Source organism: Enterobacter cloacae complex sp. P17RS (assembly GCF_014895885.1).
In the GTDB taxonomy this organism is placed as follows: Bacteria; Pseudomonadota; Gammaproteobacteria; order Enterobacterales; family Enterobacteriaceae; genus Enterobacter; species Enterobacter bugandensis.
Genome location: NZ_JADBQK010000030.1, coordinates 27,575 through 51,184 on the forward strand (window position 1 = coordinate 27,575; position 23,610 = coordinate 51,184).

At 56.3% G+C, this 23,610-nt stretch carries 20 protein-coding genes; 2 read left to right on the top strand and 18 right to left on the bottom strand.

Annotation, left to right across the window (positions count from 1 at the left end; translation table 11 throughout):
* Window positions 1–6: 6 nt before the first annotated feature.
* The 7 genes from tap to IM265_RS19925 form a co-directional block, all read right to left on the bottom strand.
* The gene (gene tap / locus IM265_RS19895; RefSeq protein WP_193032059.1) at window positions 7–1,608 is read right to left on the bottom strand and encodes a methyl-accepting chemotaxis protein IV; all 1,602 of its coding nucleotides are present in this window, start codon (window positions 1,606–1,608) and stop codon (window positions 7–9) included.
* 44 nt (window positions 1,609–1,652) lie between these two features.
* Window positions 1,653–3,320: a methyl-accepting chemotaxis protein II gene (gene tar, locus IM265_RS19900; RefSeq protein ID WP_193032057.1), complete on the bottom strand. Its 1,668-nt coding sequence runs from the start codon at window positions 3,318–3,320 to the stop codon at window positions 1,653–1,655.
* A gap of 84 nt (window positions 3,321–3,404) precedes the next feature.
* Window positions 3,405–4,367, bottom strand: a complete 963-nt coding sequence (locus IM265_RS19905) for a spore coat U domain-containing protein (protein ID WP_045260325.1) — start codon at window positions 4,365–4,367, stop codon at window positions 3,405–3,407.
* On the bottom strand, window positions 4,364–6,748 hold the full coding sequence (locus IM265_RS19910) for a fimbria/pilus outer membrane usher protein (protein WP_045260326.1): 2,385 nt from the start codon (window positions 6,746–6,748) through the stop codon (window positions 4,364–4,366). Before IM265_RS19910 ends, IM265_RS19905 begins: the two co-directional genes overlap by 4 nt.
* A complete protein-coding gene (locus IM265_RS19915; protein ID WP_045260435.1) occupies window positions 6,724–7,485 on the bottom strand; it encodes a molecular chaperone in 762 nt (253 codons plus the stop codon). Before IM265_RS19915 ends, IM265_RS19910 begins: the two co-directional genes overlap by 25 nt.
* A gap of 17 nt (window positions 7,486–7,502) precedes the next feature.
* Window positions 7,503–8,051: a spore coat U domain-containing protein gene (locus IM265_RS19920; protein ID WP_028013649.1), complete on the bottom strand. Its 549-nt coding sequence runs from the start codon at window positions 8,049–8,051 to the stop codon at window positions 7,503–7,505.
* Between the two features lie 8 nt (window positions 8,052–8,059).
* Window positions 8,060–8,632, bottom strand: coding sequence for a spore coat protein U domain-containing protein (locus IM265_RS19925; RefSeq protein WP_028013650.1), 573 nt, complete (start codon window positions 8,630–8,632; stop codon window positions 8,060–8,062).
* A 431-nt stretch (window positions 8,633–9,063) separates the two neighbouring features.
* On the opposite strand from IM265_RS19925, the gene IM265_RS19930 reads away from it, so the two are divergent.
* Window positions 9,064–10,323 (top strand): dicarboxylate/amino acid:cation symporter, encoded by a 1,260-nt coding sequence (locus tag IM265_RS19930; RefSeq protein WP_028013651.1) that lies wholly within the window; start codon window positions 9,064–9,066, stop codon window positions 10,321–10,323.
* Between the two features lie 105 nt (window positions 10,324–10,428).
* Here IM265_RS19930 and cheW read toward each other — a convergent pair whose 3' ends face one another.
* From cheW to flhD, 6 genes are all read right to left on the bottom strand, one after another.
* Window positions 10,429–10,932 carry a chemotaxis protein CheW gene (gene cheW, locus IM265_RS19935; protein ID WP_014884351.1) on the bottom strand — a complete coding sequence of 168 codons (504 nt, stop codon included), beginning with the start codon at window positions 10,930–10,932 and terminating at the stop codon, window positions 10,429–10,431.
* 19 nt (window positions 10,933–10,951) lie between these two features.
* A complete protein-coding gene (cheA, locus tag IM265_RS19940; protein WP_193032056.1) occupies window positions 10,952–12,988 on the bottom strand; it encodes a chemotaxis protein CheA in 2,037 nt (678 codons plus the stop codon).
* 4 nt (window positions 12,989–12,992) lie between these two features.
* The gene (gene motB / locus IM265_RS19945; protein WP_028013653.1) at window positions 12,993–13,922 is read right to left on the bottom strand and encodes a flagellar motor protein MotB; all 930 of its coding nucleotides are present in this window, start codon (window positions 13,920–13,922) and stop codon (window positions 12,993–12,995) included.
* A complete protein-coding gene (motA, locus tag IM265_RS19950; protein ID WP_008500417.1) occupies window positions 13,919–14,806 on the bottom strand; it encodes a flagellar motor stator protein MotA in 888 nt (295 codons plus the stop codon). The genes motB and motA overlap by 4 nt, the downstream gene beginning before the upstream one ends.
* Window positions 14,807–14,929: 123 nt before the next feature.
* Window positions 14,930–15,508 carry a flagellar transcriptional regulator FlhC gene (flhC, locus tag IM265_RS19955; RefSeq protein ID WP_013096051.1) on the bottom strand — a complete coding sequence of 193 codons (579 nt, stop codon included), beginning with the start codon at window positions 15,506–15,508 and terminating at the stop codon, window positions 14,930–14,932.
* Between the two features lie 2 nt (window positions 15,509–15,510).
* Window positions 15,511–15,861, bottom strand: coding sequence for a flagellar transcriptional regulator FlhD (flhD, locus tag IM265_RS19960; protein WP_028013654.1), 351 nt, complete (start codon window positions 15,859–15,861; stop codon window positions 15,511–15,513).
* A gap of 795 nt (window positions 15,862–16,656) precedes the next feature.
* Here flhD and uspC point away from each other — a divergent pair.
* Window positions 16,657–17,085 carry a universal stress protein UspC gene (gene uspC / locus IM265_RS19965; protein WP_063437716.1) on the top strand — a complete coding sequence of 143 codons (429 nt, stop codon included), beginning with the start codon at window positions 16,657–16,659 and terminating at the stop codon, window positions 17,083–17,085.
* A gap of 16 nt (window positions 17,086–17,101) precedes the next feature.
* Here the strand turns inward: uspC and otsA are convergent, their stop codons facing one another.
* The 5 genes from otsA to araF form a co-directional block, all read right to left on the bottom strand.
* The gene (gene otsA, locus IM265_RS19970) at window positions 17,102–18,526 is read right to left on the bottom strand and encodes an alpha,alpha-trehalose-phosphate synthase (RefSeq protein ID WP_028013656.1); all 1,425 of its coding nucleotides are present in this window, start codon (window positions 18,524–18,526) and stop codon (window positions 17,102–17,104) included.
* The gene (gene otsB / locus IM265_RS19975) at window positions 18,501–19,304 is read right to left on the bottom strand and encodes a trehalose-phosphatase (protein ID WP_193032054.1); all 804 of its coding nucleotides are present in this window, start codon (window positions 19,302–19,304) and stop codon (window positions 18,501–18,503) included. The genes otsA and otsB overlap by 26 nt, the downstream gene beginning before the upstream one ends.
* 176 nt (window positions 19,305–19,480) lie before the next feature.
* On the bottom strand, window positions 19,481–20,461 hold the full coding sequence (gene araH, locus IM265_RS19980; protein ID WP_032644894.1) for an arabinose ABC transporter permease AraH: 981 nt from the start codon (window positions 20,459–20,461) through the stop codon (window positions 19,481–19,483).
* A 14-nt stretch (window positions 20,462–20,475) separates the two neighbouring features.
* On the bottom strand, window positions 20,476–21,990 hold the full coding sequence (araG, locus tag IM265_RS19985) for an L-arabinose ABC transporter ATP-binding protein AraG (RefSeq protein WP_028013659.1): 1,515 nt from the start codon (window positions 21,988–21,990) through the stop codon (window positions 20,476–20,478).
* A gap of 71 nt (window positions 21,991–22,061) precedes the next feature.
* Window positions 22,062–23,051 carry an arabinose ABC transporter substrate-binding protein AraF gene (araF, locus tag IM265_RS19990; RefSeq protein WP_008500409.1) on the bottom strand — a complete coding sequence of 330 codons (990 nt, stop codon included), beginning with the start codon at window positions 23,049–23,051 and terminating at the stop codon, window positions 22,062–22,064.
* Window positions 23,052–23,610 lie beyond the last annotated feature (559 nt).

Here is a 23,610-nt window from a genome sequence, read left to right on the forward strand (position 1 = left end):
TTACATTCAGGATACAACTGGCACGGCCTGCGACCGCCCGACTTCTGTTACTGCTTCAACGTGCTCTTTCACATTAAATACCGCGACCAGCCCGGTGAGACGATCCGCCTGGCTGGCCAGCTGATCGGTTGCCGCTGCCGCTTCCTCAACTAACGAGGCATTCTGTTGCGTCACCTGATCCATCTGGCTGACGGCCTGAGCCACCTGCTCTATCCCGCGACGCTGTTCGTCCGACGCCGAGGCAATCTCGCCCATGATGTCGTTAACCCGCGTCACGGAGGTGACGATCTCGTGCATGGTATGCGCCGCCGTATCCACCAGGGCAGACCCCTGCTGGACGCGAGAGACCGACTCTTCAATGAGGGACTTAATCTCTTTCGCCGCGTTGGCGCTGCGGCTCGCCAGGTTTCGCACTTCACCTGCCACCACCGCAAACCCACGTCCCTGCTCGCCGGCGCGCGCCGCTTCCACGGCGGCGTTCAGCGCCAGGATGTTGGTCTGAAACGCAATACCGTCAATCACGCTGATGATGTCGCCGATCTTCTGCGAGCTGGCGGCAATCTCCTGCATGGTTCTGGCCACGTGAGAGGCCTGATCGCCCCCTCTCTTCGCCGTCAACGCCGCCTGTTTTGACAGGTCAGACGCCTGGCGCGCGTTATCGGCGTTCTGGCTTACCGTCGCGGTCAGCTGTTCCATACTGGCCGCCGTCTGCGCCAGCGACGCCGCCTGCTGCTCGGTGCGGGACGAGAGATCGTTATTCCCCGCCGCAATCTCTGAGATCCCCGTATGCATGGCGTAACTGCCCTGACGCACGTCGGATACCGTATCCCGCAGCGACCCCTGCATGGCCTTCAGGCTGGCAAAGATCGCCGAAATTTCGTTTTTGCCAAACACCGCCACCGGACGCGCCAGATCCCCCTTCGCAATACTGTCGAAGTGGCTGCTGATAATCGCCAGCGGCTGCACAATCATTCTGCGCGCCCAGAGCAGCGCCCCGCCGGTCAGCAGCCCCGCCAGAATCACAACGACGGCAAAGATAACGCCAGACATGTGATAGCTGGTGCGGCTTGCTTCACCGGCGCGCAGAACAGACTGATTGATATCCTGCTGCCATGCGTCAAAGCTGCCGTCAAACGCCGCCTGAGACGCCTGGACCGGAGCGGTCATGAAGTCCGAAAGCTGGTTGTTCTCAAGCCAGGTCGCCTGGTGGTCCAGATCGCTGTACCACTGCTCAAAGTTCTTTTTCATGGCCGCCTTCAGCGCTTTCTCTTTCTCGCCGTCGGCCGCCTGCGCCGTGAAGGCCTTAAACTGTGCGTCTGCCTGCTTCAGGCTGTCGCGCGCCGTTGCCATCAGCGCCTTAATGTCATCCGGCGGATAGCTGAGCGCGGTTAAGGTTCCTGCCTTGTTCAGCGCAGTGCTTGCCTGCAACAGCACGGCACGCGTTTGTGCCAGTGCGGAGCGCTGCTGATTACTCGCCTCAACGTCCTGCAAATTCTGATAGCCATCGCGAAACGCCCAAAAAGACAACCCGTTACTGCCAACCTGCAACACACCGCAAAGGATCAGAATCAAAAACAGTGTGGTCGAGATACGAATACGATTTAACATCCACGCTCCCATCAAGCGGCAAGCAGCCGCGGTTTAATTGTCAGTCAAAATGTTTCCCAGTTTTCATCTTGTCCGGTCGTTGCAGCACGCGTGCGGGTGATCGCCGTGTCGGCGGCTGGCGCGCGGTACGTAGCTTGCGCAGTGACCGTATTTCCAGCGAGTGAAGCGAGACGAAACGCCGAGACGGCCATCTTCAGACGGCTCGCCTGGTCTTCCAGTGCAGCGGCCGCCGCAGCGGACTCCTGCACCAGGGCGGCGTTTTGCTGTGTCACGCGGTCCATTTCCGATACCGCCAGGGCAACCTGGTCGATACCACGACTCTGCTCATCGGACGCAGAGGCGATTTCACCCATGATGTCCGTCACGCGGGTAACGGCATTCACGATGTCATTCATGGTCTCCCCGGCACTCTCCACCAGCACGGAGCCGGTATCCACGCGGGAGACGGAGTCTTCAATCAGGGATTTAATCTCTTTTGCCGCGTTGGCGCTGCGGCTGGCAAGGTTGCGCACTTCCCCGGCCACCACCGCAAACCCGCGCCCCTGCTCACCCGCGCGCGCTGCTTCCACGGCGGCGTTGAGCGCGAGGATGTTGGTCTGGAAGGCAATGCCGTCGATGACGCTGATGATGTCGGCGATTTTCTTCGAGCTGTCGGCAATTTCGTGCATGGTTTTCACCACGCCATCCACCACGCGACCGCCGCGCTGCGCGGTTTCGGAGGCGCTTTCCGCCAGCTGAGACGCCTGGCGGGCGTTATCGGCGTTCTGCTTCACGGTTGCGGTGAGCTGCTCCATGCTGGCGGCCGTCTCTTCCAGCGCCGACGCCTGCTGCTCGGTACGGGATGAGAGATCGTTATTCCCCATCGCGATTTCGCTGGTGCCGGTATAGATCGCCTCGGATCCGTTACGCACGTTGGCGACGGTCTCGATCAATGAACGCTGCATGTGGTCGACGCTGTTGGCCAGCTCGGTGATCTCGTTACGTCCGGAAACGGTCAGCGTTTTGGTCAGATCGCCAGAGGCAATCTCGCGAATATGGGCAATCACGCGGCCGAGAGGGTTCAGCAAGATGTGGCGAATGCCGTACCACACAGCGAACAGCACAATGACCAGCGCCAGGGCCAATACCGCCATCTGCCATTTCGCAAAGCGGTAGTCATTCTGGCTTTCAGTAAAGGCCGAGTGATACAGATCGCCGCTGGCCTTCGCGTATTCCCCCAGCGCCGCGCCGAGTGCGTTTTGCATCCCCTGCGTCGGCTGTGCGAAGTAGGCATCCATGTTGCCGCTCTCCAGGAACTGGATCAGCTCCGTCAGCCCGGCATAGTAGGCGCTGTATTTTTCATCAATGTTCTGGCTCACCTGCGCCATAGCAGGCTGCGGTGCGATTTGCCTGAAGGCGGCGTAGTGTTTAGCCGCGTCGGCCAGCGTGGCCCGGGCATTTTTTAGCAGATCGGTTTTCGCGCTGCTCTGCTGATTGTTCGGATCCATCATCATGCGCGCGGACGAGCGGCTCAGGTTGATACGCGTTTGCAGCATCAGATCCCACGTTGAGGTGAGCTCACTCTGCTGCAGGCGGAGATCGTTTGAGGCGGCGAAACTGTCCTGGTTCTGTTTTAACGACGAGAAAAAAAGCCCGCCGGAGATAAGCTGAAGTAGTGCGAAAATGACCAGCACCATCATTAGCATTGTGACAACGCGGATACGGTTCAACATACAACACCTTCTCATAGATTTATTAACGGTGTTATCGGCACAGGCCACAGGAACTTTACATTTGCGAAAGGGAAAAGCGCGGGGTTAAAACGCGACGTCAACAATCAGCGTATCGGTGTAGGTACCGGCGGGTGGCGTGGCCTGATTCGTCAGGACTTTGGCGGTGTAGTTATAGGTACGCAGCAGGCCGTCGGCGCTGACCAGCGAGGAGGTCGCGCTGGTCCAGCGTTCGCTGCCGCTGCTGCCCCAGCGGTTAGTCGTGGCTTCTTTATAGATGTCATAACTCAGGTAGTTACTGCCGCTCACCATCCGGCGCACGTTATTCAGCGCGTTGGCACCATTGTTAATCCCGATGGTATAGGTACTGCCTTTGGTACAGGTGACGGCAATCGCCTGCGAGACCGTGGGGAAATTTTGCACCAGCGGCGCACTGCTAAAGTTGACGTCCGGCGTGGTCATGGCGCTGCAGTCGTTGGTGACGGTCAGGTTAAGCAGAATACTGGTCGTCGCGGTTCCCGTTTGATTGATGGTGCAAATACCGAGCGCCCCCACGGAACAGACGCTGTAGTTAACGCTGAAGGTTAACTGCACCTGATACGGCCCGGCAGAGACGTTTTGTCCGGCGACGGTGCGGAAATAGAGCGGAATGTTGTACTGCTTTGACCCGAGCAATCCCAGCAAGGTATTTCCGCTCCAGGTATACGATTTACTTATCTGTACCTCACTGCTGCTCGCGCAACCCGAAAGTCCACACAGCCGGGTGGGGATCACGTCCGTGATGGCGGCATTATCGGTGCGTTTCAGGGTCGCACGACTGTTGGCCGATATCGTTGCTGCGGTGTAGTTCAGCGTCACCGAGTCGTTCGTCAGCAGGTTGAGTATCGCATCACACGCCACCACCAGCGTGCCGGTGGTCTCCACCTCCCCGGAGCCGCTCAGCGCAAACGACGTGACGCTGCCGAACGACGCATTGACCGTGCTGACGGTACAGGCCGCCCAGCTGCCGCCGGAGAGCAGCAGCAGGAGCAACATCACCCAGCGCTTCATGGCCCCTCCCGGCAGACCAGCGGGCCGTAGGTTTGCAGCCTGTGGTCCGGGTTCGCGCCGATGGTCAGCGTTGCCCTGCAGCGTTTGCCTGTCGGCGTCGTGACGTCGAGCAGATTGACGTCGCTGAGGTTTTCCAGCCAGGCAATCCCGTCATATCCCACCACCGCATTGCTGCGCGAGGCGCGTCGAACCTGGCTTCCCACCGGAATGGCCTCCCCCTGCGCGTCGTGCAGGATGACGCTCGCTACCCGCTCCTGTTCCATCGGGAAATCCACCAGATAACCGCTGTGGCGGCGGATCGCCACCCGCCGCTCGGTCTCTTTCAGCCGGGTGTCGGCAGGCAGGTTCAGGGTATTAATACTGTAGCTTGCCGGGTAATAGGCCGAGACGCCGCTCACCAGCAGATACCCGTTGCGGTTGGTTTTACCAACCGGCTGGTTTTCATAGCTGACGGGGACATCCGGCTGGCCATCGGTGCTGATGACCACAAACGCATCGTTGATTTTGTTTGCCGCAAACAGTTCGCCGTCCATCAGCACCAGGGAGCCCATCGCTTCGCTCCACCAGGTCATCATGCCCTTCTCGCCGTACCCGCCCCCCTGCAGCTCGATATTGTTATTGCGCCAGCCCACCGTTCCCTGCTGGTAGTTATTCGATCGCGACTGGTTCGCCCACGCCATATTCCAGCTGAAGCCGCCGTCGGAGGGCATCGAGTGGTTGTAGTTGATGCGCTGCGTGCTGCCTGCATCCGGGGTATTTTCCACGGTGAGCGCCGCGCTGTCGCGTTCGCCCAGCGGCACCTGGAATGACATCGCGACCGTCCAGTCGCCCCGCTGCTGGTCCCGGCTGGCGGCGAGGTAAATGCTGCTGGAGCCCCACAGATTTCGGCTCCAGGAGAGGTTAAGCAGCTCGGTTTTCTGGCTGTCAAAGCTCTCCACGCCGATCCAGGCCGCCCCGATGTTGCCGTATTCCCCCAGGTTGAAGGTCAGGGAATATTGATCGGTATTGCGGCTAAAGCTGGCGATGGGGCGGTCATTTTCGTCGTACACCGTCGGCTGGTCATACAGGGCCAGGTTACCAAAGCCGCGATCGCGGCGGGTATGCTGGGTGGCGAGGCTGAACTCGCTGGTGCTGTACTGGTAGCCCCAGTTGATTTGCCCGCCGTCATCTCCGCGCATCCGGCTCTGGCTGTACGAGGTATTCACCACGCCAAAACGCCCCAGCTTGACCACCGTCCCCGCACCGGCGAGCGCCAGTTCCTCCGCGCCTTCGGCGTGCCCCTCCAGCGTCAGCCAGTCCGTCAGGCCGTAGCGATACGATCCGCTCCCCGCCGCCGGGCCGTAGTCAAAATTCTTAATGCCGTAGTTGCGCCGCAGGCTCCCCAGGGTAACGGCCCCGTCGCTAAGCCCTTCTTTCAGCAGATCGCTGGTGACGTAAAACGGCAGCGTGGTACTCACCTGGCGCCCCAGCGCATCGGTGGTGACCAGCACCGCATCCCCGGCGCCGTTAATGTAGGGCAGGTTCGTCAGGGTGAACGGTCCGGGCTGCAGCTGCGTGGACCCGGAGCGGTAGCCGTTAATGAAGAGGTCGACCGAGGTCGGCACCGCCGCTTCACCTGAAAATTCCGGCAGCGGCCAGGTCACCAGGTCCGGACGCAGGGAGAAATCACGCCCATAGCTGATCCCGCCCATGCGGACGCTGCTGCTCCAGCTCAGGGCATCGCTGATGACATCCCCGGCGGTCCAGGTGGTGGCGTCCTCCTCGTTGGTCACCAGAAGGGTGGTGTCATAGCGGACATAGCCCTCCTGCTGACCGTCGTTGCCGGTGAAATTTTCGCGGGCGTAGCCGGTGGAGGAGAATGAACCGTTTTCATTGAAGTAGCGGAATTCATGCCAGAGCGAGGCCTGCCCGCCGACGTGCTCGGTATGGTTGGTATAAAAATCGTAATTGAGCAGCGCGCCTCTGCCATAGTGAGGCTTACTCTGCGTCGGCTGGCCGCCAAACGGGGTGACGCGGGAGGTTATCCACTCACGGGGCACGGTCAGCAGCAGACGCTGCGCGGGACTGTCATACTCCACCCGCACCGCCGGAAGCGTGCTGAGATTGACGTCGCCGTTGGGCACATGTTCAGGCGGAAGCCCGGCGCGCAGCAAATCGGCGCTGGAGATATAGTAAGCGCCGTCGCGTTGCGTCACGGGAACCACCAGCCCGGTGTCGTAGTGGTTCAGTACCAGGGCGAGCTGGAAAACCGCCTCCCCGTTTATCGCCTGCGCTTGCGGCGGCGGCGGTAAGCTGTCATCACCCGGTTCGGCCCAGGTACTGGTACTCACGCAAAGCAGGATCATCATTGCGGGCTTCAGTTGACGGGCGTCGACTGCCATTGTGCATCCCTGGCATTAATCTGCGCGCTGATCTGGCTGGGCTGGCGGATCCCGGCCGGAATCGGCCAGCTGCGGGTGCTGCCCGGCAGCACATAGCCCAGCAGGCCATCCGCAATCATGCGCTTTTGTCCCCCCTGCTCCAGCGCCACCTGGCTGAGCCTGACGTGAACATCGCCCTGATTGCGCACTTCAATGGCAGGCTGGCCCGCCACCTGCGTGACGCGCCAGCTTAGGTTACGGGTATCCACGAGGGCATGATGCGCCCCCTCTTTTATTGTCGGGATCCCCTGTCCGTAAACGAACAGCGGTATGGAATAGCGCATCTGCAGTTTAAGGCCGATGGCGGGGTCGGCCTTCGCGTCCGGCTGGGGAATTTCATCCACGATAATGCGATAGGCTTGTTCAACGCCCATCGGAACCGTACCCTGTTTGATCAGGCGGATCAGCTGTTTACTGCCTTTGCCGATGGTGACGATGGGCGGGCTGGCGACCACGTCCTGCTGGGCGGTATAGCGCTCAAAGCCCCCCTCCTGCTTCCAGCGCACAATGCGCACCTGCATCGTTGTGGCACTGTTTCCCTGATTCTGGATCCACAATTCAGTCGCTTTGCTGTCGGCCGACAGCCACGGATCGATGGGCCATAACAGAATGGTCGCCGCCGCCTGCGCCTGTCCTGCCGCCATGGCGGTCACGCCCAACATACTCACCAGGTACCAATGCCTGAATAGTGGCTTCATCGAATGTTCTCCCTTTTTCACCATGACAAGGTCACGGTGAGCTGATCGGAATAGGTGCCTGCCGGGCTAAATCCCGTCAGCAGCGCTACGCCAAAAAGTGGTAGTGCAATATTGTTGCTGTTGGTGTAGGTCACCGGGATGGCCTGGTTGACCCCAATCTCACTGTTCGCCGCCAGTGAACTGCTGCTGTAAAGCCGGTAGCCCACCACGTCGGTGCCGCCTGAACGCGTCATGCGGCGCACCGAGGCGTAGTTTTGCCCGCCGTTGATACTCATGCTCAGCGCCACGCCCGGCGTGCAGGCGATGGACAGCGCCCCGTTGGGCACAAAGCTGGTGCTGACCGGGGCACTCTCCACGCCGGTATGGGTTCCAAAATCCAGCGTCCCGAAGATCCCGCCGGTCCCCGTCGTGACAGAACATCCCGGCACGACGGTCGCGCTCACCTTAAACGACTGCGACGTCACAGCGCCGGCCCCGGAAACCAGGGTCAGCCCCAGCGCCAGCGCAAAAAAAGGCTGCACGATCCCCTCTGCGCAAGCGCGCAGACTTAAAAAGGAGGCCTTCATGGCTGGAGCTAGTAGGTGACGCTGACGTTGATCGTGTCGGTATAAGTGCCCGGCACCACCGTGACGCTGTTACCGCCGCCGGTGATGCGCCCGTAAAGGGTGTAGCTGTTGACCCCGCCCGCCGTCGACGCGACCGGCAGCGCCGCGTTGTTGGCGATGACGTTGTTAAATCCGCTGTCGCTGTACAGACTGTAAGCCACGCCCTGCGCCGCATTGGCGGTATTGATCAGATAGCGCGCAGGCGTGCCCGGCGTGCCGACCACGGTACCGGGTGCGGTGGAGTTAGTGTTGCCGGTGATCGCCACCGTATAGCTGGCGGTGGTGCACTGAATGGTGAACGTATTCCCGCCGCTGGCGCCGGTGAGCTGGGTGGTCAGCGTGGAAAACGTGGCGGGATGGGTACCAAAATCGAGTGTCCCGAAGTTAATACCGTTTTGCGTGGGCGATCCGTTAATCAGACACCCGTTTGTGAGGGTCAGCGTCGCACCGATGGTGCCGCTGCTGGTCACGGCCAGCGCAGGATGTACCGTTGTCGCCGCCAGTAACGCGCCAGCGCAGATTAAAAGGCGTTTTCTTTTCATTTTTCACCCTCCGGAAGTCAAACGCGTTCCCTTGCCACATTTTATTTATGCTGTTCAAGATGTTAGCCCCGCTTAAGGTTCCTCTGAGAGGGGTTAATGAGAATTTAGTTTACGGATATCGCTTCCACCACCCGCCCCAAAACGCATAATCCTTGTGTCCTATTGACTTAATATTCTTATAAATAACAATGAATTAAAATTATTTTGGCCGCATTTTTATTTTTTCAGAAGAGAATATATCCCTTATAGTGTGATCACCATCACAATATATCGTCATACTACCAACAACAAAATCAATAAAACTTAAAAACTTGTTGTAACCCCCTACGCTTTGCGTCAATTTATGTGCCGAATATTTTCCCGCGCAGTAATAAAAAATTTATATGTATCGGCGCGGGCGACATCTGATAGCGCATAGAGGGTCTTTTTTCGTGGCAAGTGCAAACAAACTTACACTCTTCATCGTGATATTCATGCTGGCGGGTATTCTTTCAGGGGCGGCAATTCACGAGTACGCATCTGCGGATGCCATCAAAGCCTGGTCGGATAATATTACCCTTCTGACCGATATTTTCCTCCGTCTGATCAAAATGGTTATTGCGCCGCTGGTCTTCAGCACGCTGACCGTGGGCATTATGAAGCTGGGAGAAACCTCCACCATAGGCCGGGTGGGCGGCAAAGCGATGGTATGGTTCATCAGTTCATCCGTGCTTTCTATTCTGGTCGGACTGTTTATCGTCACGCTGGAGCGTCCGGGAAGCGGCCTGAACCTGACTATTCCAACCGAGGCGGTGGATACCGGTCTGGCCGTGGGCGGGATGACGCTGAAGGCGTTCCTGTCTCACACCATTCCCACCAGCATCGCGGGGGCGATGTCGAACAATGAGATCCTGCAGATTGTGGTGTTCTCGATGTTCTTCGGCATCGGCGGCGCGTCGCTGGGGCAGAAATTCAACGCGCCGCTGGTGGCCGCACTGGATGTGGTTTCCCATATCATGCTGAAGGTAACGGGTTACGTGATGTACGTTGCGCCACTGGCCATCTTCGCGGCGATCTCCTCCGTCATTGCCACGCAGGGTCTGGGCATCCTGTTGAACTACGCCTCCTTTATTGGCGGCTACTACGTTGCCATTCTTCTCACCTGCATGGTGCTGCTGGCCGTGGGTTACATGGTGCTGAAAAAAGAGGTGTTTCGCCTGGTCAGCATGCTGAAAGATCCGGTGCTGGTCGCATTCACCACCAGCAGTTCTGAAGCGGCCTACCCTAAAACGCTGGAGCAGCTGGAGCGCTTTGGCTGCTCGCGCAATATCGCCTCTTTCGTTCTGCCGATTGGCTACTCCTTCAACCTCGTGGGGTCGATGGTGTACTGCTCGTTTGCCTCGATGTTTATTGCGCAGGCGTACAACATTCACCTGAGCTTCTCTGAGGTGACGGTGCTGATGTTAACCCTGATGCTGGCGTCGAAAGGCATTGCGGGCGTGCCGCGTTCTTCGCTGGTGGTGCTGGCCGCGACGATCCCAAGCTTTAACATTCCGGTGGCGGGGATCCTGCTGCTGATGGGGATCGACCACTTCCTGGATATGGGGCGTTCCGCGATTAACGTGCTGGGGAACGGGATTGCGACGGCGATGCTCTCGCAGAATGAAGGTGCGCGGGAAGCTGAAGCTGAACTGGTAAAGCAGGAAGCGTAATGGCATGAAAAAGGGTGAGGCCTGATGCCCTCACCCCAGCCCTCTCCCACAGGGAGAGGGAGCAAACACTAAAAACGGCAACCTGGGTTGCCGTTTTGCATTTACCTACGCTACATGATTCGCCGCGATATCCAGCAGCGCCATCTCTTCGCTGTTCAGCAGCTTCTCGATGTTCACCAGAATCAGCATACGCTCGCCGAGCGCCCCCAGGCCGGTCAGGTATTCGGTCGACAGCGTGACCGCAAACTCCGGCGCAGGACGAATCTGGTCAGAGGTCAGGGAAAGCACGTCAGATACGCCATCCACCACGATACCCACCACGCGCTGTCCCAGGTTCAGGACGATCACGACGGTATTGTCGTTGTAGTCAACGTCGCCCTGGCTGAACTTCACGCGCAGATCCACGATTGGCACAATCACGCCGCGCAGGTTGGTGACGCCTTTAATAAACGCTGGCGTGTTAGCGATGCGGGTAACCTGGTCGTAACCACGAATTTCCTGCACTTTCAGGATATCGATGCCGTACTCCTCATCGCCCAAAGTGAATACCAGGAACTCCTGCCCTGATGGCTCGCCCGCCAGTTTCGTTACATTACTCATACCGGTCATGTTATTACCTTCTACTTAATCAGGCGGCTGTGTACGCCACACGTTGTTCACGATTTAATCCCTGAAGCGCCGACACGTCGACGATCAGCGCCACGCTACCATCCCCCAGAATGGTGGCAGCAGAAATACCCGGCACCTTGCGGTAGTTGCTTTCGAGGTTCTTCACCACCACCTGGTGCTGACCAATCAGCTGATCGACCAGCAGCGCGTAGCGACGGCCCGCGCTTTGCAGGATCACCACGATACCCTGCGTGGCCTCGGTCTTCGCCCCGTCCACTTCGAACACTTTCCACAGCTCGACCAGCGGCAGGTACTCACCGCGCACTTCGAGAACGCGCTCGCCGCCCGCCAGCGGATGCAGATCTTCTTCACGCGGCTGGAGGGATTCCATCACCGCGTTCAGCGGCAGAATGAAGACTTCGTCCGCGACTTTGACCGACATGCCGTCGAGGATCGCCAGCGTCAGCGGGAGCAGGATGCGGATGGTGGTGCCGGAGCCCTGTTTAGACTGGATCTCAACGTGGCCGCCCATCTCCTGAATGTTACGTTTCACCACGTCCATGCCGACGCCGCGTCCGGAAACGTCCGTCACCTGCTCGGCGGTCGAGAAGCCCGGCGCGAAGATCAGCATGCCCACTTCTTCGTCGGTCATGTTTTCATTCACCGCCATCCCCTGTGAAATGGCTTTCGCCAGGATGCGCTCGCGGTTAAGGCCCGCGCCGTCGTCGGTCACTTCGATGCAGATGTTCCCGCCCTGATGTTCCGCAGAGAGGATCAGATTCCCGACCGGAGATTTCCCGGCGGCAATGCGGTTTTCCGGCAGTTCAATACCGTGGTCGAGGCTGTTACGCACCAGGTGCGTTAACGGGTCGATGATGCGCTCGATCAGGCTCTTATCCAGCTCCGTTGAGCTGCCCATCAGGGTCAGTTCAATCTGCTTATTCAGCTTGCTGGCAAGGTCGCGCACCAGGCGCGGGAAGCGGCTGAAGACATATTCCATCGGCATCATGCGGATGGACATCACCGATTCCTGCAGGTCGCGGGCGTTACGCTGCAGCTGGCCCATGCTGGTGATCAGATCGCCGTGCGTGACCGGGTCCAGTTCGTTAGAACGCTGCGCCAGCATGGACTGGGTGATCACCAGTTCGCCAACCAGGTTAATCAGCTGGTCAACCTTCTCAACGGCAACACGGATGCTGGTGGACTCACTGGAGCGCGCGGCCGGTTTTTCACCACGGCCAGGCGCCGCGGCCTCTTTTGGCACCGCCTTCAGCACCGGGGCCGCTGGGGCCACAGCCGGTGCGGCGGCCTGGGCAACGACAGCAACCTCTTCTTCTGCAACCGGAGCTGCTACCGCGGCGGCTTCCGTTTCGAAGGCGATCTGGTCGGCTTCAATGACAAAGCACAGCACCGCCACGATATCGTCCTGACTGATACCGTCATCGAGGGTCGCTGCGAGGCTGTCTTTGCCTTTCACTACGTTACTTAATTTCGCCAGGTTACCCAGCTCTTCTTCCAGCAGGTTAACTTCGCTCTCTTTCAGGCGTGACAGCACAACGCGCAGCTTGCCCGCTTGCGCGGCGGCTGGCGCGGCCTCTTCAGCAGCAACCGCATCGACAACGCTCAGCTTTGCCGCAGGGACAACGGCTGCAGCGACCTCACCTTTTGCTTCCAGGGCGAGCTGGCGCAGCGCATTGCAGATGTATTCAAAGCTGGCGGCATCAGGCTCTGCCGAACTTTTATAGGCGTCGAGCTGTTCCTGCATAATATCTTTGGTTTCCAAAAACAGGTTGATAATGTCGGTATTGAGCTGCATCTCACCGCGTCGTGCTTCATCAAGCAGGTTTTCCATTAAATGGGTCGTTTCCTGCAGGATGGTAAATCCAAACGTTCCGGCTCCGCCTTTAATAGAATGCGCCGCGCGGAAGATGGCATTGAGCTGCTCGGAGTCCGGTGCTTCGGGCACCAGATCGAGCAAATGTTGCTCCATATCCGCCAACAGTTCGTCGGCTTCATCAAAGAATGTCTGGTAAAAATCGCTAATATCCATGCTCACGCTATCACCTCGGATTGGCTGGTGGCGATGTTGGAACGGCAGCCGCAGGGACGGCCCCAGGCTGTTTTAAATCGTCCAGTGACTCATTCTGACTTTCGGCGTTTTCGTGCAGGATGGCCTGCTCCGCCTGCTGGTTCAGCACTAAAAGACTGATACGACGGTTGATGGCGTCATCCGGCCCGCGGTCGGAGACCCGCATGGTTGCTGCCATGCCGACCACGCGCAGTACCTTGCCATCATCAAGCCCACCTGCCACCAGCTCGCGACGCGAGGCGTTGGCACGATCGGCAGAAAGCTCCCAGTTGCTGTATCCCTTTTCCCCACTGGCGTACGGGAAGTCATCCGTGTGGCCCGAAAGGCTGATTCGGTTAGGAATGCCGTTCAGCACCGGCGCAATGGCGCGTAAAATATCGCGCATGTACGGCTCAACTTCCGCACTCCCGGTTTTAAACATCGGGCGGTTCTGGCTGTCGATAATCTGAATACGCAGCCCTTCCTGGACCAGATCGATTTTCAGGTGCGGTCGCAGCGCGCGCAGTTTAGGATCCGCTTCAATCAGCTGGTCGAGATCGCCACGCAGTTTTTTCAGACGCGCCTGCTCCATCTTGCGTTTCAGCTCGTCGATGTTCGGCTCTTTTTTCACCTCACCCTTCTGCTGGGTGTAATCATCGCCGCCGCCAGGGATCGGGCTTTCGCTGTTAGAGATACGCGGCCCACCGGTCACCGCCGTCGCCAGCGGGGTACGGAAATATTCGGCAATCTGGATAAGCTCCTTCGGGCTGGAGATGGAGATCAGCCACATCACCAGAAAGAACGCCATCATTGCGGTCATAAAGTCGGCGTACGCGATTTTCCAGGAGCCGTGGGAACCGTGCCCGCCGCCCTTGTGCTTGCGTTTTTTAACGATGACGATCGGATGGGACTGGTTTTTCATGCGTCCTCAGTTGTCGTCTGTTGGTTTGGGTTTTTCACCGCGCGCACGTGTTCTTCAAGCTCGATAAACGACGGACGCTCGCTGGAGTAAAGCGTTTTACGGCCAAATTCAACCGCGATCGGTGGCGCGTAACCGTTGAGGTTAGAGAGCAGCGTGATCTTCACGCACTGCATCATTTTGGTGGTTTCCGCGCTTTTCTGGCGCAGCACGCTTGCCAGCGGAGAGATAAAACCATAAGCCAGCAAAATACCGAGGAAGGTGCCCACCATCGCATGGGCAATCAGCGCGCCCAGTTCAGCCGCCGGACGGTCCGCCGAGGCCAGGGCGTGTACCACCCCCATGACCGCCGCCACGATACCAAACGCCGGAAGGGAGTCGCCCACCAGCGCCAGGCTGTTGGCCGGCACTTCAGATTCGCTTTCGTGGGTTTCGATCTCTTCGTCCATCAGCGCTTCAATTTCGAAGGTATTCATATTGCCGCTGATGATGAGACGCAGGTAATCGACGATGAAATCCAGCATCATGGCGTCCGCCAGAATGCGCGGATAGCTGGCAAAAATTTCGCTCTCTTTCGGGTTTTCGATATCCCGTTCAAGCGAGAACATCCCCTGCTGACGCGACTTCGCCATCAGGCGATAGAGCAGCGCCAGCAGATCCATATACATGCTTTTGGTGTATTTCGAGCGACGGAAAAGCAATGGAATTGCCTTCAACGTGCCCTTGATCGATTTACCGTTGTTGCCAACGATAAAAGCCCCTACCCCTGCGCCGCCGATGATAATAAGTTCAGCCGGTTGATAGAGTGCTCCAAGGTGCCCGCCGGTCATCATGTAACCGCCGAAAACTGTACCGAGAACTACCAGGTAACCTAATAAGATAAGCACGACATCATCCTTCCGCTAGTGACTATGGCAAGGACGTCCAGCTCGCAGCGTTTACCGTTTGCGGGGTAAAAAAAAGCAGCGGTAATGACTTACCGCTGCTGGAATCTTGCCCACACGTTCGGGTTAAACAGCTTGTTCGATCTGTTCATCCAGCAGTTGTGGAATAATATCGGCAGCATCCCGGGAAAGTTTACGTCTTTTTACTGCGCGGGACGGCGGCTGACATAAACTACAGGCGAAGCTGCCTGCAGGCTGATGAGCATGGGTAATAAAATTGCCGTCGCAGCAATTGCAGCGCGACAGTTCAAGCATTCCGCTCTCAACAAAACGCACCAGCGTCCATGCGCGGGTCAGCGCCAGCAGAGGGCCTTCTTCCTGCTGTGGGCATTGTTCAAGGTAAAGTTTGTACGCTTTGATCACGGCGTCTACGCCGCTACACAAACCGGTTTTGAGAAGATACTGCCAGGCATTACAGAACATGGAAGCGTGGATGTTCTGCTCCCAGGTCATAAACCAGTCCGTAGAAAACGGCAGCATGCCTTTCGGCGGGGGACTACCGCGTAACTCTTTATACAGTTTGATGAGGCGACCACGGCTCAACTGAGTCTCGCTTTCCAGCATTTGTAAACGAGCACCCAGCGTAATCAGCTCCATGGCCAGCTGTATGTCACGCGCTTCCTGAACAATGCTTTTTTCGCTCATTGCTAGGCCCTTTTCTTACGGGCTGCGTCATCAGGCTGACTGATGTCGCTAAGCAAGCGAGTGGAGAGCAGGATACCGGTATGGATCTGTTGCAGATCGTCCACGCGGGATTCCTGCGTCAGACGCGTTATCGTCTGCGGATTATCAAAACGGAACTGGCACACCAGTTGATTCGTTTCCGCCAGTTTTACCATCTGCGGGAGGGTTAATCCACCCAGCATGGTTGCCATTTCTTCGTTAATACCCAGACGAAACATCGCGGACGCTTTGTCCTGACTAATTAAACGCTGCGCGAGCAGTAAATATGACAAATTGATGTCATAGATATGTTTTAGCAACTCGGATGTATGCATTGTTCCCATCCCGAATAACCAACTATTATTTTTATGCGGAAAGACCGCACCCCGTGATGTCGCCGGGAAATCACCCGGTATAAAAAAGAAAAGGCTAAATGCATAGTTGAATCTAGGTTTGTATTCATCCAAACGCGTAAGGGATGCAACGCGGTTACATCTCTTACAGGTTTTATCATTTCTTACAAATAACTAAGATTTTTCCTAATTCGACGCAAACTCTACTCGCCAGATTTGACACATACAATGCAGCCACCCTCAAATTTAAAAAAAATGTGATCTACGTCACACAATTTAAGTGAATGTTACCCATAAATCCATCAGTATGACTTCTAATTTGCTCATTTTTTAAGCAATCGGCACTGTTTTGTATTCTTAATCGACGAATACTCATGCATAAGCGTGAGAATAAGTGGCACGCAATGTGCTTCTACCCGTGCGTGCAGTATCAGCAATCGTTTACATCGCGTATGCGTCAGGGATACATTTTGATTACTTCGATAAAACATAGAGTTATGCATTTCTGGCAATAAAATTGTTTCATTGCGTGATCATTCGAAATGCGTTTATAACTTGTTAGAATGATTTAATAGCGAAAGCGAGGATTTGTGTGACTTACGTTAAGTTGTTAATTTTTTTCATTTAGGCGCATTTATCAGTTATTCTTCTTATAAGAATAATTAATGAATAATTATGATAAGCTTCACACTAATGTCGTATTCAAGTCTTGCGAAACCAGGAAATTCGCGGTAATGGTGATGAAACGCTGTCTGTCAGGCATCTAAGGAGTGCGCCATGAGTTACTCCCATCTTCTTGTTTCTGTTGCCGTTTCCCCCGAAAGCCACCAGCTTGTCGCCCGGGCCGTATCCATCGCCCGGCCGCATAATGCGCGCATCAGCCTCATCACCCTCGCGGCCGAGCCCGAGATGTACAATCAACTGGCGGCCCCGATGCTGGAAGATATTCGTGAGGTTTTGCAGGAGGAAACGCAGCAGTTTCTGCGAGAGCTTGTCGAAAAAGCAGAGTACCCCATTGATGAAACCGTTATTGCGACGGGGGAACTGAATGCCCATATTCTTAATATGTGCCGCAAGCAGAATATTGATTTAGTGATTTGCGGGAACCATAACCACAGCTTTATATCAAGGGCTACCTGCGCGGCAAAATCTATTATCGCCTCAAGCCAGGTTGACGTGCTGTTAGTGCCGCTTGGGGGGGCTTAACCCCCCCAGAGGAATATCAGGCGAGTTTAGGGAAGGTCGCGATCTTTTTTTGCAGATCGCCTTCGTGACTTTGCGGGGCTATTTCGCGTAGATCCTGAATGAAACGCGCCTGCCAGTGATTTATATCGTTATTCCGGATCGTCTCCATCATTTCGGCATGGCGGGAAATTCGCTCCGTCAGCGGCATGGTCAGCGCGCGGTTGAGGGCATTTGCCACATCATCCCGATCGTAAGGGTTAACGAGCAGCGCTGAGGTCAGTTCGTTCGCTGCCCCGGCAAACTGGGAAAGCACCAGCACGCCCGGATCCGCCGGGTCCTGAGCCGCCACGTACTCTTTTGCCACCAGGTTCATCCCGTCGCGCAGCGGCGTAACCAGGCCAACGTCGGCGTAGCGGAAAACCTTCATCAGGATCTTACGGTCAAAATGCTGATTCAGATAAAAGAGCGGCGTCCAGCCCAGCTGGCCGTAGCGCCCGTTGATGCGCCCTGCTTCTGTCTCCAGCTGATGACGAATATCCTGATAGGCCTGCACTTCCCCGCGCGACGTTGGCGCGATCTGGGTATAGCGGATTTTACCGTGGTGCTGAGGGTATTTATCCAGCAGCGTTTCATACGCCAGGAAGCGTTCCGGCAACCCTTTGGAATAATCCAGACGCTCTACCGAGAAGATATTCTTCACGTGCTTGAGTTCATTCTTAAGCTGGGCCAGCTTCGGCGGCAGCGGGCCCGAGGCCTGTTCCGCAATTTCGTCGGGTTCAATACCAATCGGATAGACCTCGGTGTGGAAGGTTTTTCCCCACGCCGTATGGGTTTTGCCGCCGTTGGTTACCAGGCGCGTTTTGCCTGACACGGAGTCCAGGAACGCGAGACGGTCATTTTCGGTCTGGAAGCCCAGCAGGTCATAATCACACAGCGCCTCCAGCAGTTCTTCATGCGGCGGCAGCGCGGTGAAAATTTCCGGCGTCGGGAACGGAATGTGCAGGAAGAAGCCAATCCGGTTATTGACTCCCCTTTTACGCAGCTCTCTGGCGAAGGGGAGCAGATGATAATCGTGGATCCATAAAATGTCGTCTTCCTCTATTAAAGGCAGCAGTTTATCCGCCAGCAGCGCGTTCACCCGCGAGTAGCCCTCGAAGGATTCACGCTGGAATTTCACCAGGTCAAGACGATAGTGAAACGCAGGCCACAGGACCGCGTTGGAGAACTGCGAGTAATACTCGTCATAGTCTTTCTCTTTGAGCGCAAATGATGCCCACGTAATGTTCCCGCGCGTCACCTTTTTAAGCGGTTTCTCTTGTTCATTGATTTCACCGCTCCAGCCAAACCACAGCCCGCCAGCAGCTTTTAAGGCACCTAATACCCCTACCGCCAGGCCACCTGCACTGGCTTTTTTATCATCAGGCGGTGCAATTCGGTTAGAGACGACGACTAAGCGACCCATAATGGTTTCCCCCTTTGTTTTGCGCTATTTGTTGTTGTTGCTGGTTAGCGATATCAGAAATCCACTGCCACACGGCCTCGACATTCGCCAGACGCCACTCTGCGACAGTGTCACCAGGCCCTACCTTGACGGCGATCCCTCCGGCCTGTTTCACCACGCGAAAACCGGCCTCATCGGTCAGGTCATCGCCAAAAAATACCGGTGTACGTCCCTTAAATGGCGGTTCCGCCATAAACGCCGCAATAGCGGCCCCCTTATTGATGCCCTCAGGTTTTATCTCAACGACGCACTTCCCCGGCTGCAGCGCGAGCTGCGGATGTGCATAGGCCACGCTGCGGGCAATCGCAAAGATCGCCGCTTCGTGATGCGGAGCCTGCCGATAGTGCAAGGCGAACGCCATGCCTTTCGCTTCCAGTTCCGTGCCCGGGAGCGACGCCAGCGCCGAGGAGAGTTCAGTATGTAACGCCTGAATTAAGGTATCGGGGAGTGATACAACATGCAGTTGATCATGGATATCGCGGCGCTCCGCTCCGTGTACACCGGCCAGCGGAAAGTGGTAAGGACTGGCGAGCACGTCCAGCTCGGCCATTGAGCGCCCTGAAATCAATGCCAATGCGCCCTCGTTCAGTCGAGAGAGCTGCTGCAAATTCTCTAGCACCGTATCCGGTACGACCACGTCGTCAGGATGCGGCTGGATCCCGGCGAGCGTCCCGTCGAGGTCAAAAAAGAAAGCATATTTTCCGGGCAGTACAGGCGGTGCGGTTAACAAGTCAGCCACCCTAATCCTCCTTACGGTTTACGAGAGGTAAACGCCTTTACCTCTTTCATAGCCATGTAAGTATAGACAGTGTGATGGGCCTCGCCATTTGACAACCGCCCCGCCAGCAAAACTGGCGAGGCGGTTCAGGGGTCAACTATGGTTATTAGTTGAGCAATAAAAAGTCAGCGCTGGGGTTACACGGTACGCTTCGCTTTTTGCTTGTAACGGTCGAAAATCACGGCTGCCAGCAGGATCAGGCCGCGCACGACGTACTGAGAGAACGGCGAAATATTCAACAGGTTCATGGCGTTTTCCACCGTGCCCAAAATCAGGATACCGGCCACTACATATGAGATTTTTCCGATGCCTCCCTTGAGGGAAACGCCCCCTAAAACGCACGCCGAGATGACGATCAGCTCATAACCGATAGAAGTCATTGGCTGGCCGCTGGTCATACGCGACGCCAGAATAATCCCCGCCGCGGCGGAGACCAGCCCGGAGAGCACGAAGATAATAATCTTGGTGCGTACAACCGGCACCCCTGCCAGACGGGCCGCTTCTTCATTGCCGCCGATCGCCAGCGTATTACGACCAAAGGTGGTGCGGTTCAGCAGGAAGCCGAACAGGATCAGGCAGGCCACGGTGAGCCAGATAGGCGCAGGCAGGCCCAGCCAGTTGGCGTAGCCCAGCGTAAAGAAGCGCTCGTCTTCAATCCCTACCGCTTTACCGTCGGAGATGATATAGGCCAGACCGCGGACTATCTGCATCGTTGCAAGCGTGGTAATCAGGGCATTAATCTTCAGGCGTGCGATAACAAAACCGTTCACCAGACCGCTGATCACGCCAAGCAACAGACCGGCAAAAACGCCAATCCACAGGCTTTCCGTCATGTTGATCACCACCGCCGTGGTGACGCCCGCGCAGGCGATAACCGAGGCCACCGACAGGTCGAAATCACCGGAGGCCAGACAGAAGAGCATGCCGCAGGCCACCATGCCGGACATGGAAATCGCCAGTCCCAGCCCTTTCATATTAATGAAGGTGGCAAAATTAGGGACGAAGATTGCACAGGCGATGAAGAGTGCGGCAAAGACCACCAGCATGCCGTACTGATCCCAGATGCGTCCAAAACTAAAAGCCGACTTCGGCGCTCCGGATGTAGTAACAGAGGACATCATTAACTCCTTACTCAGGCGACAGCCTGGCTGACTTTAGGCATGGCGAGGTTCAACGCCTGTTGTTCATTCGCCTGTTCATGAAGTAATTCACCGGCGATTTCGCCTTCGCGCATCACTACAATGCGGTCAGCAACGCCAAGCACCTCAGGCAGATCGCTGGAGGCGAACAACACCGCCACGCCGCGTTTTGCCAGTTCATATATCACGTTGTAAATCTCGTGTTTTGCGCCCACATCGATACCGCGCGTCGGCTCGTCCAGCAGAATGACCTTCATATCCTCCGACAGCCAGCGGCCTAAAATGGCCTTCTGCTGGTTTCCTCCTGACAGATTCATAATCAGCTGTTCCGGTCCCGGCGTTTTGATATTCAGCGAGCGAATATGATGGTCGGCGTTGCTCGACTCCCAGCCGTCGTTAATCAGGCAACCCGCGCGGATAAATTTACGCCGGGCGGAAATGTTGATGTTGTCGCGCACCGAATGCACCGGAATGATCCCCTCCGCCTTGCGGTCTTCCGGGCAGAGCATCATCCCGGCCCTGATTGCGTGGGCGGGTTTCTGGATATCCACCTGCTCGCCGTCAATAGAGACCTGCCCTGCGGTAATGCGTGTACCGCCGAACAGCCCTTTCATCAGCTCGCTGCGTCCCGCCCCAACAAGGCCAAACAGACCGACGATCTCACCGCTGCGTACGGATAACGAAACCGGCGTTCGCACGCCCGGCGCTTTGACGTTGTCCAGACGCAGACGCTCGGGGCCGTACTCGCGCGGTTTCCAGTGATAGATATCGCCCAGATCGCGCCCGACCATCGCCTGAACAAGCTGATCATGGTTAACCTGCTGCATATCGGTAAAGGTGCGCACATAGCGCCCATCCTTAAATACGGTGATGGCATCGCTCAGGGCAAATATCTCCTCCATGCGGTGCGACACGTACAAAATGGTGCGGCCTTCCTGCCGCAGCTCGCGGATCACGCGGAACAGGTTTTCGATTTCACGCGCGGAAAGCGAACTGGTAGGTTCATCAAAGGCAATAACCCTGGCGTTACGCGCCAGCGCCTTGGCAATTTCAACCATCTGCCACTGGCCGATGGAGAGGTATTTCAGCGGGGTCTGGGGATCGACGTCCAGACCAAGATGCTTAAGCTGCAGCCCCGCTTCATAATTAAGTAGCGAACGATTCACCACGCCGCTTTTGTGCGGAAGCTGGCCTAAATAGATGTTTTCGGCCACGGTCATCTCAGGGATGAGGTGCAGTTCCTGATAGATAATGGCGACACCGGCGTTGAGCGCCGCCGTGGTATCGGCAAAGGCCACCTCTTCACCGCGAATGGCCAGCGTGCCGGTTGTTGGCGCGTAGTTGCCGCTGAGGATTTTTAGCAGCGTGGATTTCCCCGCTCCGTTTTCCCCCATCAGGGCATGAACCTGGCCGGCATAGCAGTCGAAGCTGATATCGGTCAGCGCGTTAACACCGGGAAACGTTTTCCCGATGCCGCGAAAAGAGAGATACGGATTAGACTGTTGCATAACGACTCCGTGATTCCTGTAGTGTGTACGTCTGGCCCCTTACGGCGAGTAAGGGGCACAATCACAGCGTATTACTTACCGCCCAGTCCCTTTTTCGCCAGTTCCTCTTTGAAGTTGTCGCGGGTAATCAGCACCACGTCGGTCACTTCGGTAAATTTCGGCGGTTCAGCCCCTTTGGTGACCCAGTTGTAGAGCATTTCGCTGGATTTGTAGCCGTGAACGTCCGGGCTTGGCAGCAGAGAGCCGTAGAAGCCGGTGGCCTGCGCTTTGGACAGCTCGCTCACCGCATCCACGCCGTTGATGCCGATCCCGATAACGTCAGGCGCCTTGAAGCCCTGACCTTCCGTCGCGCGCACGCCGCCCAGCACGGTGTTGTCGTTCATGCCAACCACCAGCCAGTGCTTCACTTCCGGGTGCTGGACCAGCATAGAGTTCGCCGCGTCAAAGGCGCCCGGGATGTCGTTGGATTTGGTTGGCACTTTATAGATCTGTTTTTCAGGGAAGCCGGCCGCTTTCAGCGCGTCCATTGAACCGGTCGTACGACGACGCGCCGTGTCCAGCTCGTCTGCGGTGATGGCCATGACGGCGGTCTCTTTCACATCCCAGCCGCGTTTCTGCATCTCTTTATAAAGCTCCTGCCCCTGACGTTCCCCAATTTTGGTCGCCGCCATCATGACCAGCGGAACGCTGTCCATCGGTTTGCCTTTGGCGTTAACGAACTGATCGTCAACCGCTATAACCTTCATGTCGTAACCGCGGGCTTTCGCCGCAATTGCCGATCCGAGTTTTGGATCCGGGGTGCAGATAACAAAGCCTTTCGCGCCGCTGGCCGCCAGGCTGTCGATGGCGTTCAGGGTTTTTTCACCGTCCGGCACGGCGATTTTAATCACTTCAAAACCTAAATCTTTTCCGGCTTTATCAGCGAATTTCCATTCGGTCTGGAACCAGGGTTCTTCCGGCTGTTTTACCAAAAAACCGAGTTTTAAATTCTCAGCGATAGCGGATTGTGACATAACGGCAGCCAGACCGATGGCCGCCAGCGCTTTAGTAAATTTGTGCATGGTAAACTCCAGCTTTAGCATTCTTTTCTGTAGGGAAGATTTGCGTGCTTCTTATTTAATCGGACTTAAAACAAGGCATTAGCGCTTACCTCGTCATAAGCGTTATTGCTGGTGATAGTTTTAGCGGGAAATTAATCATCCATAAGAGAGCCCCATCACACCGCAGAATTACAGTAATTGCGTACATAAATTCAGCGAAAAATGACATAAAAAAGGCAGGAATTGTCTGACAAATGAAAGCAGGATAAGCAGAATTATCCATAAGATTAGCTAAGAAATCCCTGATGCCTTACGGCGGATGTCGCTGTGGCTCTCCCCTGACGGGCATCCATGCTTTTCATCAAAAAAACGAACGCGTTATGAAACGGCGTTATTCCGTTAAAATTGACTTAGCGCAAATTCAGCAACGCATCATATATTTGAAATGAATAATCTGTATTTATTTTTCTTACAGAGCATTATTCCGGCTAAATGTTCACGAAAGTAAATCAGTATCCCTCGAAAGACACTTAACCTTTAGTATCAACAGGTTAATAAAATTTCATTTGGTGGCTATATA